Annotated in this window: 13 protein-coding genes; 11 read left to right on the top strand and 2 right to left on the bottom strand. The window is 67.5% G+C overall.

Features of this window, described 5'->3' with window-relative positions; genetic code table 11:
- Positions 1-41 precede the first annotated feature (41 nt).
- Positions 42-1,319, top strand: coding sequence for a replication-associated recombination protein A (locus SSKA14_RS13410; protein WP_008267284.1), 1,278 nt, complete (start codon positions 42-44; stop codon positions 1,317-1,319).
- A gap of 188 nt (positions 1,320-1,507) precedes the next feature.
- Positions 1,508-1,897 (top strand): DUF805 domain-containing protein, encoded by a 390-nt coding sequence (locus SSKA14_RS13405; protein WP_008268541.1) that lies wholly within the window; start codon positions 1,508-1,510, stop codon positions 1,895-1,897.
- A gap of 73 nt (positions 1,898-1,970) precedes the next feature.
- Here the strand turns inward: SSKA14_RS13405 and SSKA14_RS13400 are convergent, their stop codons facing one another.
- Positions 1,971-2,345 carry a hypothetical protein gene (locus SSKA14_RS13400; protein ID WP_008267791.1) on the bottom strand — a complete coding sequence of 125 codons (375 nt, stop codon included), beginning with the start codon at positions 2,343-2,345 and terminating at the stop codon, positions 1,971-1,973.
- Positions 2,346-2,626: 281 nt separating this feature from the next.
- On the opposite strand from SSKA14_RS13400, the gene SSKA14_RS13395 reads away from it, so the two are divergent.
- The 9 genes from SSKA14_RS13395 to SSKA14_RS13355 all read left to right on the top strand — a co-directional run bounded on the left by SSKA14_RS13395 (position 2,627) and on the right by SSKA14_RS13355 (position 12,844).
- The gene (locus SSKA14_RS13395) at positions 2,627-3,655 is read left to right on the top strand and encodes an alpha/beta hydrolase-fold protein (protein ID WP_008267729.1); all 1,029 of its coding nucleotides are present in this window, start codon (positions 2,627-2,629) and stop codon (positions 3,653-3,655) included.
- A gap of 122 nt (positions 3,656-3,777) precedes the next feature.
- Complete coding sequence (locus SSKA14_RS13390) at positions 3,778-5,154, top strand: YncE family protein (RefSeq protein WP_008266307.1); 1,377 nt, start codon at positions 3,778-3,780, stop codon at positions 5,152-5,154.
- A 51-nt stretch (positions 5,155-5,205) separates the two neighbouring features.
- Positions 5,206-6,252, top strand: a complete 1,047-nt coding sequence (locus SSKA14_RS13385) for an ABC transporter substrate-binding protein (protein WP_008268146.1) — start codon at positions 5,206-5,208, stop codon at positions 6,250-6,252.
- Entirely contained in the window at positions 6,249-7,292 is a 1,044-nt protein-coding gene (locus tag SSKA14_RS13380) for an iron ABC transporter permease (protein ID WP_040007764.1), read from the top strand. Before SSKA14_RS13385 ends, SSKA14_RS13380 begins: the two co-directional genes overlap by 4 nt.
- Positions 7,289-8,050 (top strand): heme ABC transporter ATP-binding protein, encoded by a 762-nt coding sequence (locus SSKA14_RS13375; protein WP_008265018.1) that lies wholly within the window; start codon positions 7,289-7,291, stop codon positions 8,048-8,050. Before SSKA14_RS13380 ends, SSKA14_RS13375 begins: the two co-directional genes overlap by 4 nt.
- A 259-nt stretch (positions 8,051-8,309) precedes the next feature.
- The gene (locus SSKA14_RS13370) at positions 8,310-9,059 is read left to right on the top strand and encodes a hypothetical protein (RefSeq protein ID WP_040007762.1); all 750 of its coding nucleotides are present in this window, start codon (positions 8,310-8,312) and stop codon (positions 9,057-9,059) included.
- A 409-nt stretch (positions 9,060-9,468) separates the two neighbouring features.
- Positions 9,469-11,505 (top strand): elongation factor G, encoded by a 2,037-nt coding sequence (fusA, locus tag SSKA14_RS13365; protein WP_008265364.1) that lies wholly within the window; start codon positions 9,469-9,471, stop codon positions 11,503-11,505.
- A 200-nt stretch (positions 11,506-11,705) separates the two neighbouring features.
- The gene (locus SSKA14_RS13360) at positions 11,706-11,978 is read left to right on the top strand and encodes a hypothetical protein (protein ID WP_005409616.1); all 273 of its coding nucleotides are present in this window, start codon (positions 11,706-11,708) and stop codon (positions 11,976-11,978) included.
- Between the two features lie 110 nt (positions 11,979-12,088).
- A complete protein-coding gene (locus SSKA14_RS13355; protein ID WP_040007760.1) occupies positions 12,089-12,844 on the top strand; it encodes a SapC family protein in 756 nt (251 codons plus the stop codon).
- Here SSKA14_RS13355 and SSKA14_RS13350 read toward each other — a convergent pair whose 3' ends face one another.
- Positions 12,845-15,103: an ATP-binding protein gene (locus tag SSKA14_RS13350; RefSeq protein WP_083797429.1), complete on the bottom strand. Its 2,259-nt coding sequence runs from the start codon at positions 15,101-15,103 to the stop codon at positions 12,845-12,847.
- Positions 15,104-15,110 lie beyond the last annotated feature (7 nt).

Here is a 15,110-nt window from a genome sequence, read left to right as displayed (position 1 = left end):
TGAGCGTCGATCGGGAACATCTGCGCCCGCTGGCCGAGCGCATGCGCCCGCGCACCCTGGACGAAATGGTCGGGCAGAAGCGCCTGCTGGCGCCCGACAGTGCGCTGCGCCGCGCGGTCGAATCCGGTCGCGTGCATTCGATGATCCTGTGGGGGCCGCCAGGCTGCGGCAAGACCACGCTGGCGCTGCTGCTGGCCGAGTATTCCGACGCCGAATTCCGTGCCATCTCCGCGGTGCTGTCCGGCCTGCCGGAAGTGCGCCAGGTGCTGGCCGAAGCCGCGCAGCGTTTCGCCGAAGGCCGGCGCACCGTGCTGTTCGTGGATGAAGTGCATCGCTTCAACAAGGCGCAGCAGGACGCGTTCCTGCCGCATATCGAGCGCGGCACCATCCTGTTCGTTGGCGCCACCACCGAGAATCCGTCGTTCGAACTGAACTCGGCGCTGCTGTCGCGCTGCCGCGTGCATGTGCTGGAAGGCGTTTCGCCCACCGACATCGTCGAGGCGCTGGAACGTGCGTTGGGTGACCGCGAGCGCGGCCTGGGCGACGAGGGTATCGAGGTCGCCCCCGAGCTGTTGCTGGAAATCGCCACCGCAGCGGATGGCGACGTGCGACGTGCGCTGACCCTGCTGGAAATCGCCGCCGAACTGGCGGGCGGCGAGGGTGGCCGCATCACCCCGCAGACCCTGACCCAGGTGCTGGCCGATCGCACCCGGCGCTTCGACAAGGGCGGCGAGCAGTTCTACGACCAGATCTCGGCGCTGCACAAGTCTGTGCGCAGCTCGAACCCGGATGCGGCGCTGTACTGGCTGACCCGCATGCTCGATGGCGGCTGCGATCCGTCCTACCTGGCGCGTCGGCTGACCCGCATGGCCATTGAGGACATCGGCCTGGCCGATCCGCGTGCACAGAGCATGGCGTTGGAAGCCTGGGACATCTACGAGCGGCTGGGCAGCCCGGAAGGTGAGCTTGCCTTCGCCCAGCTGGTGCTCTATCTGGCCAGCACCGCCAAGTCGAATGCCGGCTATGCGGCGTTCAACCAGGCCAAGGCCGACGTGCGCGAGAGTGGCACCGAAGAGGTGCCGCTGCACCTGCGCAATGCGCCGACCAAGCTGATGAAGGAGCTCGGCTACGGCGCCGAGTACCAGTACGACCATGACGCCGAAGGTGGCATCGCGCTGGACCAGACCGGCTTCCCGGATGCGATGGGCGAGCGGGTGTACTACAACCCGGTGCCACGTGGCCTGGAAATCAAGCTGAAGGAAAAGCTGGACCGGCTGCGTGCCGAGCGCGAAGCGGCGAGGGCCGCAAAGGGCCGTTGAGCCCGCTTCTGTAGCGTCGAGCCATGCTCGACTTCGCTCTTGCGCAGGTTACGGGTTGCTTCTGGAACAGCAGTCGAGCATGGCTCGACTCTACAGGCGCATGGCAGTCGGGTAGGGCGCGGCGCTACATTGTCGTGTGCGCGTGCATTTGGCACACTGCGCGGCTTCTCTTTTCAAGGATTGATGCCGTGCAGGAAATGATTCTGCCGTTGAAGCGCTACGCGCAGTTCGAGGGCCGCGCCAACCGCCGCGAGTACTGGATGTACCAGCTGTTCCTGTTCCTGGTCGCAACGGCGGTGATGGTGCTGGCCGGTGTGCTGGCAATTCTCCTGCGCAACAGCGCCGATGCACTGGCCGGCATCCTGGTCGGCATGGTGGTGCTGCTGGGTGTGATGTGGCTGGCCACGATCGTGCCGTTGATTGCCGTGACCGTGCGCCGCCTGCATGACTGCAACCAGTCGGGCTGGCTGTTCCTGCTGGCGCTGGTGCCGGGCGGTGGCATCGTGATCATGATCTTCTCGCTGCTGCCGGGTACGCCGCAGGAAAATCCGTATGGCCCGGTGCCCACGGGGCCGTGATGCTGCACGAGTCGAGCATGGCTCGACGCTACAGAGGCAAAGAAAAGAAGCCGGCGTTTCGCCGGCTTCGTCTTTACTTGATGGTGCAATCGCCGAAGGACAGGTAGTCCGTGCCCGAGCTGAACTGCAGCGTGCAGCTGGCGGTGAAGACAGCGCCTTCTTCCAGTGCGCCCAGTTTGGCCGCCTGCTGCTCATCATCGCTGGTCAGCCGGGCCAGGACATTGCCCTGGTCATCGCCGGCTTCGATGAGCGGCTCGCCCGCCATGTTGCTGGAAACGCCCAGCGCCACGGCGGTGAAGGTCACCGTCTGGTTGAGTTCTTCCATGCTCAGCGTCGAATTGCCGGCTTCTTCAAAGGCCTGGTAGAGCGTCGGAAGATCCTGTGCGGCGTGGGCTGCCAGCGGCGCGAGCAGGCCGAGGGTGAGGGCGATCAGTGCGGTGTGCTTCAAGGGGTCTCACAATCATGGGATCCGATCCCATGGCGGTCGTGGCGCGGATGAACACGGCCGGGACGGCGGCAGACTGCCCGCCCTCCCTGGCAACGTTGGAAGCGGGGCGGTCCAATGCCCCGGTGGGCGGCAAAATAGGGGAAATTCCGCCCTCTGTGCAAGCGGGCATGCGCGCGCGTGATACACAGTGTGACGCGTGATCGATGTGATAATCATTCGCGTTTGCGGTAGACTGCGGTCCCTTGTGAACCGGCGGCTACGGGCCGCTTCTGCCGCCGCCGATGAAGCATCTTGTCCTGCCTCCGCACCGTGGTCCGCTGGCCCGCGGCCTCGTCGCCCTGATGATGGGTCTGCTCCTGGCTACTCCGTACGCCCATGCGCAGCAGCGCAACCCGTTGCAGAAAATCGGCCACACCGTGCTCGACGAGCCGGCGGCCAGCTATCGCTTCGAGCATTTCGTGGTGGACAGCCCCGACCAGCAACGCCGCTGGCGGGTGAACGTGGCGATCCCGGCAAAGGCGGGCAAGGCGCCGCTGCCGGTGTTGTACGCGCTGGACGGCAATGCCGTGGCCATGGTGCTGGACCAGCCGATCCTGGCCGAGCTGGCGGCACGCAAGGCACCACCGGTGCTGGTGCTGATCGGCTACGACAACGACCTGCGCATCGATTCGAAGGCGCGCACCCGCGACTACACCGCGTGGATCGACCGTGCCGACGACGAGAGCGGCACGACCCAGGCGGTGGGAGGGGGTGCGGCAGCGTTCCTCGATGTGATCGAACGCCGGATCAAGCCGGAAGTCGAGCGCCGCGCACGCATCGATGCGCAGCAGCAAGCGCTGTGGGGCCACTCGCTGGGTGGGCTGTTCGTGCTCAATGCGCTGTACACCCGTCCGGCGGCGTTCCAGTCCTACCTGGCAGCCAGCCCGTCGCTGTGGTGGAGCCAGGGTGCGGCGCTGGGCGATCCGGAACAGCAGTTTGTGCAGAACCTGCACGGCCAGCACGCAAAGCTCTGGTTGATGCTGGGCGGCGCGGAGCGCATCGGTGACCGCGGCAAGCGCGACATGAACAACCCGCGCGTGGTCGCGCACCTGCGCCGCATTGGCGGTGCCACCCCGGACGCAGCGATGCAGCTGTCCGAACGGCTGGGCAAGGTACCTGGACTGAGCGTTCACTACCGCGAGTTCGACGGCCTCGGCCACGGTCCGATGCTGCCAGCCTCGTTCCACGCTGCGCTGCATGAGTTGTATGGCGTGACCGATCGCAGCGCGGGCGACGGCGCTGCCACTGGCAGTGACAACGCCGCCGAATGAATCCCCTCGCACGCGATGCCGTGCGACCCCACTACCCAGGCGAGGCTGCCGACGTGCAGCGGCCCAGGCAACCGATGACTCCCGCGCCACGTGGCGCGGCCTACGTGTGCAAGGAGCCTTCCATGTCGTTCCGTCCGTCTTTCCGTCTCACTTCCCTGGCCGCAGGCCTGTTGCTGGCAGTGACCGCCACCGCGCAGCCGGTATTCGACCAGCCGGCCAATGCCACCTTCAAGGGCCAGGTCGTCTCACGCGGTGAGAACGTGGTTCCCGGCAGCACCGCCGACGTGGTCGGTCGCGGTTTCGTGCCCGGCCAGAAGGTCAGCCTGCTGCGTGGCGACAGCGTGCTCAACGCGCAGCCGTTGGTGGTCGATGCCGATGGCAACTTCAAGACCCAGCTGAGCATTCCGACCGATGCGGTGCCGGGCACCCACCCGGTGGTGGTGCGTGCCAGCCAGCCGGCCGCGGCCACGGTGCTGAAGCTGCGCGTCTCGCCGCAGCTGCCGCTGTCGGGCCAGGCGCAGTTCGCCACCCAGTCCAACAAGCTGGTGCCGGGCCTGTACCAGTCCGCCTACAGCGCCGCCAGCAACGCGGTGTTCGTGACCTCGGCGGTGGGCCGCCCGCCGGTGACCCAGTCGCAGCTGCTGAAGCTGGACCCGAAGACGCTGAAGGTGACCAAGGCGATCACCCCGGCGCAGGTGCCGGGCAGCACCAATGGTGCGGTGTATGCGGTCTACGGCGTCGGCGTGGATGACACCAATGGCAACGTCTGGGTCACCAATACCCGCCAGAACTCGATCGCGGTCTATCGCCAGAAGGATCTGTCACTGGTCCACCAGTTCCCGGTCGATGCCGTGCCGCACGCGCGCGACGTGGTGGTCGACGGCACCCACGGCAAGGTGTTCGCCTCGGCCACCGGCGAGGACCACCTGTCGGTGTTCGACGCCAAGACCTTCAAGGAATTGCCGGCGGTGACGCTGGAGTCCGGCGTCGATGACGGCAAGTTCACCCCGATGAGCCTGGTGCTGGACGAGAAGGGCGGCAAGCTGTTCACCGTCAGCATCGGTACGCCGGAAGCGGCGGTGATCGACGTGGCCAGCGGCAAGGTCGACAAGGTCATCGACCTGGGCAATTCGATCAGCGCCTCCGGCGTCGCCTTCGATGCGGCACGCAACCGCCTGTACGTGGCCTCGCAGGGCACCGACAACCTGTTGATCGTCGATGTGGCCGCCGGCAAGGTGCTGCACGATGTGCCGGTCGGCGCCGGTGCGCTGAACGTCGCCTTCGACGATGCCTCCGGCCTGGCCTACGTCAGCAACCGCGGCGCCGGTACCGTCACCGTGGTCAACGGCGACGGCAAGGTGGTCGCCAACCTTGAGGGCGGCACGCTGCCGAACCACGTCCGCGCCGATGGCAAGGGCAATGTGTTCGCGGTGAACAAGTCGCGCGGTGCCGAAGACCCGAAGGGTGACCGCATCACCCGCATCACCCCGAAGCAGTAAGCCACCGGGCCGGGCGGCGCGTGTGCCGCCCGGCCAGCAAGGAGAACGTCCATGAACATCGCGTCCCGTCTGCGCCTGTGCGCGCTTCCCCTGGCTGTTTCGCTGGCGCTGTCCGCCTGCGGTGGCGCGCCGGCCCCGTCCGAGAGCCAGAAGCCTGCCGAGGCGTCGGCCGCCACGGCGGCGACTGAAGGTGCGTTGCCGGCAGGCTGGCAGCGCGTGGCCGGTGCCGAGATGCCGGCCGTGCACGACCAGAAGGCGGTGCTGCCGGCCAAGGTGCATTCCGATGACGGCGCCGATATCGAGGTGGCCGATACCAGCCGCATCATCGCCGGTGGCGACGACGTCATTGCGGTGGTCGAGGCGCTGGGCCTTGGCAAGCAGGTGTTTGCCGCGCCGACCAACACCACCACCCAGGCGGGCCTGGCCGCGCCTCACCAGTTCCTGTTCAATCGCACTACCGGCGTAGAGGGCGTGCTGAGCCTGCAGGGTTCGTTGTTCCTGGGCAACAGCCTGCGCCGCCATACCGAGCTGGCGAAGAAGCTGCGCGAAGTGGGCGAGCCGGCCGTGGTCATCGACGATCTTCAGCCGGCCCCGGACAAGGTGCGCAAGGTCGCCGCCGCCCTCGGGCTGGCCGAGGCAGGGCAGGCACTTGCTACGCAGGTGCAGCGTCAGCTCGACGAGGCTGCAGCGATTGGCAAGGGCCTGGGTCATGCGCCACGCGTGATCCACGTCTCGGCGACCGGCGCCGGTGGCGCACCGACCGTGGCCGGTGCCGACAGCGCCTCGGCGCAGCTGATTGCGCTGGCCGGTGGCGTCAACATCGGAACCGAGGCGGGGGTGAAGAACTACTCGCAGCTGAGCAACGAAGGCGTGGTCGCGGCGGCACCGGAGGTGATCCTGGTGACCGAGCATGACCTGCAGCTGTTTGGCGGCGCCGAAGGCCTGTGGAAGTCCTATCCGACGCTGAAGCAGACCCCGGCCGGGCAGGCCAATCGGGTCTGGGTGATGCCGGATGTGCAGCTGAAGTACACCAGTGTTGGTTCCGGTGCCGGTGCGCTGGCGCTGGCCAAGGCCCTGGCGGCGTTGCCGAAGGCATGAGTCCGGCGGATCGGCGTCGCCGTCGCGGACGGACGATGTTGCTGGTGGCGTTGCTGGCACTGCTGGGGGCAGTGCTGGCGTCGTTCGCCGTGGGTCCGTTGCGGTTGCCGCCGCTGGAGGTGATGCAGGCGCTGGGGGTGAAGCTGGGCCTGCTTGATCCGCAGGCGGTCAGCAGTCGCGACCTGGCCGTGGTCTGGCAGCTGCGCATCCCGCGTGCGCTGCTGGGGGCAATGGTCGGCGCATCGTTGGCGATGGCCGGCGCCAGCCTGCAGGGCCTGTTCGGCAATCCCCTGGCCGATCCGGGCATCGTCGGCGTCAGCCAAGGCGCGGCGCTGGGTGCGGTGGCCGCCATCGTGCTCGGTGCTGCCGGTGCGGCGGGCTGGCTGGTGCCGGTCGCCGCGTTCGTCGGCGGCGCATTGGCCATCGGCCTGACCTACGCATTGGCGCGTCCGGGCAAGGGCAGCGGCAATGCCACCCTGCTGCTGGTCGGCATCGCGATGGCCGCGTTCTGCTCGGCGCTGATCGGCTTCCTTACCTACATTGCCAGCGAAAGCGAACTGCAATCGCTGGTGTTCTGGCAGATGGGCTCGCTGGCACGCGCCAACTGGGCCGATGTGGCAGCAGTGGTGCCCTTGTTCGCGATCGGCGTGTTCGCGCTGCAGCGGCTGGCCACACCCCTCGACATGCTGGCGCTGGGCGAACGCCAGGCGCAGCACCTTGGGCTGGATGTGACCCGCACCCGTCGCCGCCTGGTCGCGTTCAGTGCGCTGCTGGTGGGCGCAGCGGTGGCCTTTGCCGGTTCGATCAGCTTCGTTGGCCTGGTGGTGCCGCACGTGGCGCGCCTGCTGGTTGGCCCTGGCCATCGCTGGCTGCTGCCGCTGTCCGGGCTGCTGGGTGCATTGCTGATCGTAGTGGCCGACACCGCAGCGCGTACGCTCGACCCGCCGGCAGAGATTCCGCTGGGCCTGTTCTCGGCCGCGCTGGGCGCGCCGTTCTTCCTCTGGCTGGTGCTGCAGCAGCGCCGCAAGGCGGCGCCATGAGCGTACTGTTGAAGCTGCACGAGGTGGTGGTGCGCCGCCAGCAGCGCGAAATCCTGCATGGCATCTCGCTCGCGTTCGAGCCAGGCACGGTGACTGCGCTGGTAGGCCCGAATGGCGCAGGCAAATCCACGTTGCTGGCGGTGGCGGCCGGTGATCTTCGCGCTGACGCAGGCGAGGTGAGCCTGCTGGGCAAGCCGCTGGCCACCTTCAAGGCGGGGCCGCTGGCGCGCGAGCGCGCGGTGATGCCGCAGGAGCACGGCGTGCGTTTCGCCTTCAGCGTGGAAGAAGTGGTGGCGATGGGGCGCTTGCCGCACCCGCCCGATCCGGTTGCCGATGATGCCCAGGTGGAAGCGGCGATCGATGCTGCCGAGCTGCAGGCGCTGCGCCTGCGCGAAGTGCAGCAGCTGTCCGGTGGCGAGTCCGCTCGCACCACGTTTGCGCGCGTACTGGCGCAGGACACGCCGCTGCTGCTGCTGGACGAGCCAACCGCCGCGCTGGACCTGCGTCACCAGGAGCGCACCCTGCGCAGCGTGCGGGCCTGCGCCGAAGCGGGGGCCTGCGTGATCGTGGTCCTGCATGATCTGAATCTGGCCGCGGGCTATGCCGATCGCATCGTGCTGCTGGAGCAGGGCAGAGTGGCCGCCGACGGCACGCCGCTGCAGGTGCTGACCGAGGACAACCTGCAGCGGGTCTACCAGCAGGATGTGGTGGTGCTGCAGCATCCGCGACGCGGGGTGCCGCTGGTGGTGGTGACCTGAGGTCGCTGGATGTCGCAATTGCCCCGATGTTGATCGCCATGCCGCTGCTCGAATGTTCAGGCGCCCGGCGCCGTTGTGCTGAGTGAACAGGGCGTTGGCCAGCGATCTTCAGTCAGCAGGAAGGCGTGGCGCAGGTTGGTTGAGGCGAACAGCTACGCCTGACTGAATGGTGTTGATCGTGATCGGGTGCGGTGGAGCTGCCTGTCATGCTGCGACGTACCATGGGTAGTTCGCTCTCTTCAATGGAATGTTCCTCCCCATGAAACATCATTTCTCCAGCGCCGCACTGCTTGTTTCGCTGGCTGCAACCGCGTGTACCGGCCACGCGGCACCTACCCGCACGGTGTCGATCGAAAAAGCGGCCGACCAGGCCACGTCGATCGAGACCCGCCAAGCCACTGGCGCAGGCGCAAAACCTGACCTGTTCACCACGCACTACTACGCAGGTGGCGCGATGCTGATGGCCTGGGCCGACCAGCAGGTGCTGTTGCTCTGCAAGAAATCGGCGTACCTCAACTTGCCGGGCATGAAGCCCGCAGCCATCGATCTGCCGCTGGAGAAGCGTCAGATGGTTGGCTACCAGGCCATGATGGCCGGCTACGGCGGCATCGCCGCGATTGGCGGGCTGGTCAATGGCACGGTGGAGGTGGCCGATGATGGCAGCGAAGTGCGCCGCCCCACCGAGCGCTCCTGGGCGTACGGCATTGAACGCTACGATGTGATCAGCCAGCGCATGCCCGATGGTGCACTGCGTGTGCGGGCACTGAAGACCGCGACGGTGAACACTGCCAAGCCGTCCAAGCCGGGGGACACCTTCAGCAGCGATGAGGACCAGGCGGCGCGCCTGAGCGAACTGGGCGCGGTGGGTAGCTGGACGGAAATCACGATCCATGACACGCCCAAGCGCGGCCAGATCCATGGCGATTACTCGCTGAAGGATTGGGTGTCGGTGACGGGCGACCACGCCACCACGGTGAGCGAGGCGCGCCGCATCAACGGCTGCGAGTGATTCTGCCTGGCCGGGCCGGATGATTTCGTGCAGCGAAAGACGCTGACCCCGGCAAGCCTCATCGTTCCATCCATGCGTGCAATATTCACTTGCGCGCCAGATTGGCAGGTCTAGAATGCGCCCCATGAACCGGATGCCGCTCCTGAAGTTTTTCACCCTGATCCGCGCAAGCGCGGAACGGGCGTGTCTGCCTGGAGCCCCACGAGGCCGCTGAGACGGCCATCGCTGGACCTTCGACAGAGCGCCCTCCGGGGCGCTCTTTTCGTTTCCGCAGTTCCATTCCCCGTAACCCGATGTACCGCAAGGAGAACGTGCCATGCACCAGATCGCCGAGACCGAACGCTAGCCGCGCGCCCTGTCGCCAACCGGGGTGCGCGGCCCCCGAAGTTGGCTTTGCAGGAACATCTTCATGAACACCCAGACCCTTTCCCGTCGCCGCAACCTGGGCATCATTGCCCACATCGACGCCGGCAAGACCACGCTGACCGAACGCCTGCTGTGGAAGAGCGGCGAGATCCATCGCGTCGGCGAAGTGCACGACGGCAATGCGACCACCGATTTCTCGGCGATCGAGCGCGAACGTGGCATCACCATCGGTGCCGCCGCGGTGCAGGCGCAGTGGGCGCCGCGCGACCTGCCGTCGCATCGGCTGACCCTGATCGACACGCCCGGCCACATCGACTTCGCCATTGAAGTCGAGCGTTCGCTGCGCGTGCTCGACGGCGCCGTGGCCGTGTTCTCGGCGGTGGATGGCGTGCAGCCGCAGTCCGAGACCGTGTGGCGCCAGGCGCGCCGCCATCGCGTGCCGCTGATCGCGTTCGTCAACAAGATGGATCGCGTCGGTGCTTCCTTCGAGCGCGTGCTGGAGCAGCTGCAGGACAAGCTGCTCGCGCGGCCGTGGGCGCTGGGCGTGCCGCTGGGCAGCGAGAGCGACTTCAACGGCTGGGTGGATCTGGTCGATGAGCGGGTGCTGCAGTGGCACGACGGTGCTGCGGCGACGATCACCGCGTGGGACGACGCAGCGCGCACGCAGTGGCAGGCGCAGCGCGATGCGCTGGTCGAGGCCGTAGCGGATCACGACGAGCTGCTGGCTGATGCCTGGCTGGAAGGCCGTGTGATCGATGCCGAACAGCTGCGTGCAGGCATCCGGCGCGCAACGTTGGCCGGTGCCGGGGTGCCGGTACTGGCCGGCGCGGCGTTCAAGGACAAGGGCATCGAAACGCTGCTGGACGCGGTGGTCGATTACCTGCCATCGCCGCTGGATCGGCCTGCCGTGGTCGCTGAAAGCGAGGATGGCGAGGTGGTGCTGCCGCCGGATCCGGACGGTCCGTTGGCCGGCCTGCTGTTCAAGATCACCCACCAGCAGCACGGCGCGCTGAGCTTCGTGCGGCTGTACTCGGGAACCTTGAAGGTGGGCGACGCGGTGGCCAGTTCGCAGCATCCGCAGGGTCGGCGCGTCAGCCGGTTGGTGCGGGTGCAGGCCGACCAGACCCACGACATCGAACAGGCCGTGGCCGGTGACATCGTCGCGGTGCTGGGCTGGAAGGATGCGATCAGCGGTGAAACGCTGAGCGGCCGTGCGCAGCCGTTGCGCCTGGAAAACATCCAGGCGCAGGCGCCGGTGCTGGCGTGGCGGTTGGAACCGGCGCGTGCGGCTGACCTGATCCGGATGGCGCAGGGCCTGGCCAGCCTGGCCCAGGAGGATCCGTCGTTCCGCGTCGAGACCGATCGCGATACGGCCGAAACCCTGGTCTGGGGCATGGGCGAGCTGCACCTGGAGGTGATGGTCGAGCGCCTGCGCAGCGAATGGAAGGTCGAGGTGGGCGTGGGCGCGCCGCGCGTGGCCTACCAGGAGACGCCGATGCGTGCAGTGGCCGGCGTGGTCGGCCGGCTGGTCAAGCAGACCGGCGGCCAGGGGCAGTTCGCGCAGGTGGTGCTGGACGTGGCGCCGCGCGAGGACGGTGGGGTCGTGTTCAACGATCGCATCGTCGGTGGCGTGGTGCCGCGCAGCTTCATCGCGGCGGTGGAGAAGGGCGTGCGCGCTGCGCTGTCGGAAGGCCCGCAAGGTCATCCGGTGGTCGGCATCGAGGTCAGCCTGGTCGATGGACAGACCCATGCCAAGGATTCCTCGGAAATGGCGTTCCATCGTGCCGGCGTCGAGGCGATCAAGGCGGCGCTGGCCGAAGGCGGCACGCAGCTGCTGGAGCCGGTGATGGCGGTGACGGTGCATTCGCCGTCTGCGTCGGTGGGTGACGTGGTGGGCGACCTCAATCGCCGTCACGGCCGCATCGCCCGCATCGAGGATCAGGACGGTCGCGCCGAGGTCAGCGGTTTTGCGCCGCTGGCGCAGCTGGTGGGCTACACCACTTCGCTGCGCTCGCTCAGCCAGGGACGGGCCAGCAGCGAGGCGCATCTGCACGGTTACGAGCCTGTACGTGCTGCATGAAGAAGGTGAGGGGAGTCCGTTCGCGGGCTCCCTTTTTTGTGTTGAGCGGTTCCCGTATCCACGCGTGGCGTGGTTCTGCCGCCGGAAGCGTGATGCATTTGCACTGCATTGCAACAAAACTGCAGAAAAAGCTGGATTAAAGTGATGCCTCACGATAAATTGCGCACCCCCCGTTGCTCGCCGCCGCCCGCACCCCGCCCATGCGTGATGACAAAGACCCCGGAACCCTGGAGCTGACCCTGCCGCGCAAGCGCGGTCGTCCGCCCAAGTTCGGGTACGCAATGAGTGATGCACAGCGGGCTGCGCGCTACCGTGCGCGCAGGGCAGGGCAGGCCAATCACGCCGATGTGCGCTCCTGTTCGGACATGGTGCTGCTGGACAAGATCCGCGCTGCGGTGAGCGCCCGTGATACCGAACTGGCCGGTTTTCTTGTCCACGTGCTGTGGCAGCGATACCCCCTGCAACTGAAATAGGCCCTCGCCGGGGTGGCCCTTGTCATCGAGCTTGTTGATAATGCGGGATTCAGGTTGTTCCCGCTGGCGCGCCCGGGATGGCAGGCGCGCATGATCGAACGGTTCCCAAGATGACCACCACCAGCGACACCACCACCGAAGCGGCGCCGAGCGGCGCTCCCCTGTTCTACACCCGTCCGGTGCCGCTGCAGGCCGATGTGCACGCCGATCTGCGCGTCCTGCCGGGCAAGCTCGAGTTCGCCGCCGGCAACAACGCCATTCCGCTGGTGCTGGGCGAGTTCTCGCTGGCGCTGCACCACTTCCCGATCCTGTTCGCCGGCCCGACCGCGGTGCCGATGGCCGCCGTTGGCGTGTCGGAAGAGAACCTGTTCATCAAGGACGGCCTGTGGGAAGACGAGGCCTACATCCCCGCCTACCTGCGTCGCCACCCCTTCATCTTCATCGACACCGGCGCCGACAACGACTTCCTGCTGGGCATCGATGAAGAGAGTCCGCGCGTGGTCAAGGGCGGTGACGAAGGCCAGCCGCTGTTCGTCGACGGCAAGGCCACTGACATGGTGCAGCAGGCGCTGGAATTCTGTGGCCAGTTCACCCGTGAGCACGAGCAGACCCAGGCCTTCTCCAAGGCCCTGATCGACAACGGCCTGCTGGTCGAGCGCAACGCCACCGTGCGTACCCCGGATGGCCGCGAGTTCAACCTCAATGGTTTCCAGGTGGTCGACGTCGAGAAGTTCGTTGCCCTGCCGGAAGCGACCGTGGTGGAGTGGCACCGCAGCGGCTGGCTGGCGCTGATCCACCAGCACCTGATGTCGCTGGGTCGCTTCAATGACCTGACCCGTCGCCAGGTCGAGCGCCTGGCCGCCTGATCAGGCGGCAGGCATGGCTTCCGCGACGCGGGAGCCATGCCAGTGCCACAGCACCTGCAGCAGTCGCCGCGCATCGATCCAGTCGGGCGCGGAGTCATGGCCGAGTTCCCACAGATCGGCCGCGATCTCGGCCTGATCGGCGGCGCCGCAGATCTGCAGTGTTCCCTGCAGGCGGTGCGCATGATGGCGCATCGTTCCTGCATCGTGATCCGCGAGCGCCCGCTCGATACCTGTCAGCTCGCCGTGGATGTCGGCCAGATGCATGGGGCCCAGCGCCGCAACGGGGTTGGACGGTGCGTCGCCAGTGATGGGCGTCAGCTGCAACGCCTGCAGCAATTGCGTGACCTGCAGCGGCTTGGTCAGCATCGCGTCGAATCCGGCCTTGCGTGAATGCGCCACGTGCCTGCGCCCGGTGCGGGCGGACAGCGCCACCAGCCGCAGCGGCCCACTGGCCTGGCCGCGCAGTTGCCGCGCCAATGTGTAGCCATCCATGCCCTGCAGGCCGATATCCATCAGCACGACCGGGTGCGGGGCCTGACTCTGCTCGGCCAGGGCGTCCGCAGCGTCGGCAACGGCATGCACGTTCGCACCGAGTCGTCGCAGCTGCTCGGCGATGATCTGCCGGTTCAATGGGTGATCTTCCACCAGCAGCAGGTCGAGGCCGGCAAGCGGGCGGCCGGGGGCAGGTTCATCCGGGGCCACGACATTGCTGCCGGCGGGCTGTACCGGCAGGCACAGGGTGAAGCGGCTGCCGCGCCCCACGACGCTGTGCGCGGTGAGGTCGCCGCGCATGGCGCGGGCCAGTTCGCGGGCGATGGAGAGGCCGAGGCCGCTGCCTCCGCGCATCTGGCCGCCTTCGCCCTGCTGGAAGGCGCGGAACAGGTGCCCGATGTGCCTGGCGTCAATGCCAATGCCGCTGTCGATCACATCCAGCACCAGCGTCCGGGGCTCGATCGGTGGCGCAAGCTGCACGCGCAGATCGATGCCGCCGACATCGGTGAACTTCACTGCGTTGCCGAGCAGGTTGTCGACAATCTGACGAAGCGCCTCTGAATCCAGTGCGACAACCGGCACAGGATCGGGGTTGCAGTCGAATCGAAGCTGCAAGCCCTTCAGTCGGGCCTGGGGCCGGATCGCGTCCAACGATTGCCGGCAAAGCGATGCCACATTGCAGGCATCTGCGCGCGGCCTGAAGCCGCCACCGGCCAGGCGCGAGAAATCCAGGGACCGGTTCAGCAGGCTGCGCAATGAGCGCCCGGCGGCCGTCGCGGCCGCAAGCAGTTCGCGCTGACCGTTGGCCAGGGGCGATCGGCCCAGCAGATCGATCGACATCAGCATCGCCTGTGCCGAATTGCGCATCTCATGGCTGACCATGCCCGCCGCACGGGCATCACGGCGGCGCTCACGCCTGGTGCGACGGGCCGCGACATGCCACAGGATCGGCAGGCCGGCCAGCACCGCGGTCAGGGCCAGGAGCCAGTGCGGCGGCGGCATGCGCATGTGGTCGAACATGCGCTGGATCGAGGCGGGTAGTGCCTGGCGGGCCCAGAGTTGCAGCAGGCCTGCATGCTCTTCCAGCGTGATGTCGTGCAGTGCCTGGTCGATGCGCGCCAGCAGTGGGCGGTCAATGCTGCGCACCAGCAGGTACAGGTCGGTGGAGAATGCGCTCTCGAAGGGCTGCAGCTGCAGCGTGCCGCCGAAGTGGCGCCGGATCATCGGCTGCAGCGTCGATTCAAGGCCAATCGCGACATCAGCGACGCCGGTCTCGACAGCCACCAGTGTTGCGTGCCGATCGGGCAGATGCAGTAGATGGAGCTCGGGGTGATGCACCTGCAGCCATTCGGCATATGGCCCGCCATTGACGACGGCCAGTGTCCGCCCGTCCAGTTGCGCGACATCGTGTGGCAGCCGCCCCCCACCGCGGCCGGCCAGGACAGTCTTGCCGCCGCGGAAGGGAGCCGAGGCCGCCAGGTCGGCGCAGGGTTGGTGCAGCGGCCGTACTGCACCGATGACCAGCACCAGGTCGGCCTGCCCCTGGCATACCGCCGCCACCGAAGCATCAATGCTGGGGTAGGGATGCTCCGTGAAGCGCAGCTGCGAGTGGCGTGCCACGAGCGTGGCGTAGCCGTGGGCGAGGGTGGGCAGCGGCGCTGTATCAGCCAATGCCGGTGGCAAGGGGCGCAGCGAGGGCGCCGTCGCCACGCGGACTTCGCGTCCGGGCGCCCAGGGCGGCGACACCGGGTCCCCGACCGACACCATCGGCAGC

The sequence above is a fragment of the Stenotrophomonas sp. SKA14 genome, from assembly GCF_000158575.1.
Taxonomy (GTDB): domain Bacteria; phylum Pseudomonadota; class Gammaproteobacteria; order Xanthomonadales; family Xanthomonadaceae; genus Stenotrophomonas; species Stenotrophomonas forensis.
The sequence above is the reverse complement of the archived record's forward strand: the minus strand, read 5'-3'. Positions and strand labels throughout refer to the sequence as shown.

Coding starts and splice junctions, on each gene's coding strand:
- SSKA14_RS13375 (WP_008265018.1), top strand. CDS start 7,289: ATGAGCGTACTGTTGAAGCTGCACGAGGTGGTGGTGCGCCGCCAGCAG.
- SSKA14_RS13350 (WP_083797429.1), bottom strand. CDS start 15,103: ATGGTGTCGGTCGGGGACCCGGTGTCGCCGCCCTGGGCGCCCGGACGC.
- SSKA14_RS13370 (WP_040007762.1), top strand. CDS start 8,310: ATGAAACATCATTTCTCCAGCGCCGCACTGCTTGTTTCGCTGGCTGCA.
- SSKA14_RS13360 (WP_005409616.1), top strand. CDS start 11,706: ATGCGTGATGACAAAGACCCCGGAACCCTGGAGCTGACCCTGCCGCGC.
- SSKA14_RS13355 (WP_040007760.1), top strand. CDS start 12,089: ATGACCACCACCAGCGACACCACCACCGAAGCGGCGCCGAGCGGCGCT.
- SSKA14_RS13385 (WP_008268146.1), top strand. CDS start 5,206: ATGAACATCGCGTCCCGTCTGCGCCTGTGCGCGCTTCCCCTGGCTGTT.
- fusA (WP_008265364.1), top strand. CDS start 9,469: ATGAACACCCAGACCCTTTCCCGTCGCCGCAACCTGGGCATCATTGCC.
- SSKA14_RS13390 (WP_008266307.1), top strand. CDS start 3,778: ATGTCGTTCCGTCCGTCTTTCCGTCTCACTTCCCTGGCCGCAGGCCTG.
- SSKA14_RS13380 (WP_040007764.1), top strand. CDS start 6,249: ATGAGTCCGGCGGATCGGCGTCGCCGTCGCGGACGGACGATGTTGCTG.
- SSKA14_RS13395 (WP_008267729.1), top strand. CDS start 2,627: ATGAAGCATCTTGTCCTGCCTCCGCACCGTGGTCCGCTGGCCCGCGGC.
- SSKA14_RS13410 (WP_008267284.1), top strand. CDS start 42: ATGCGCCCGCGCACCCTGGACGAAATGGTCGGGCAGAAGCGCCTGCTG.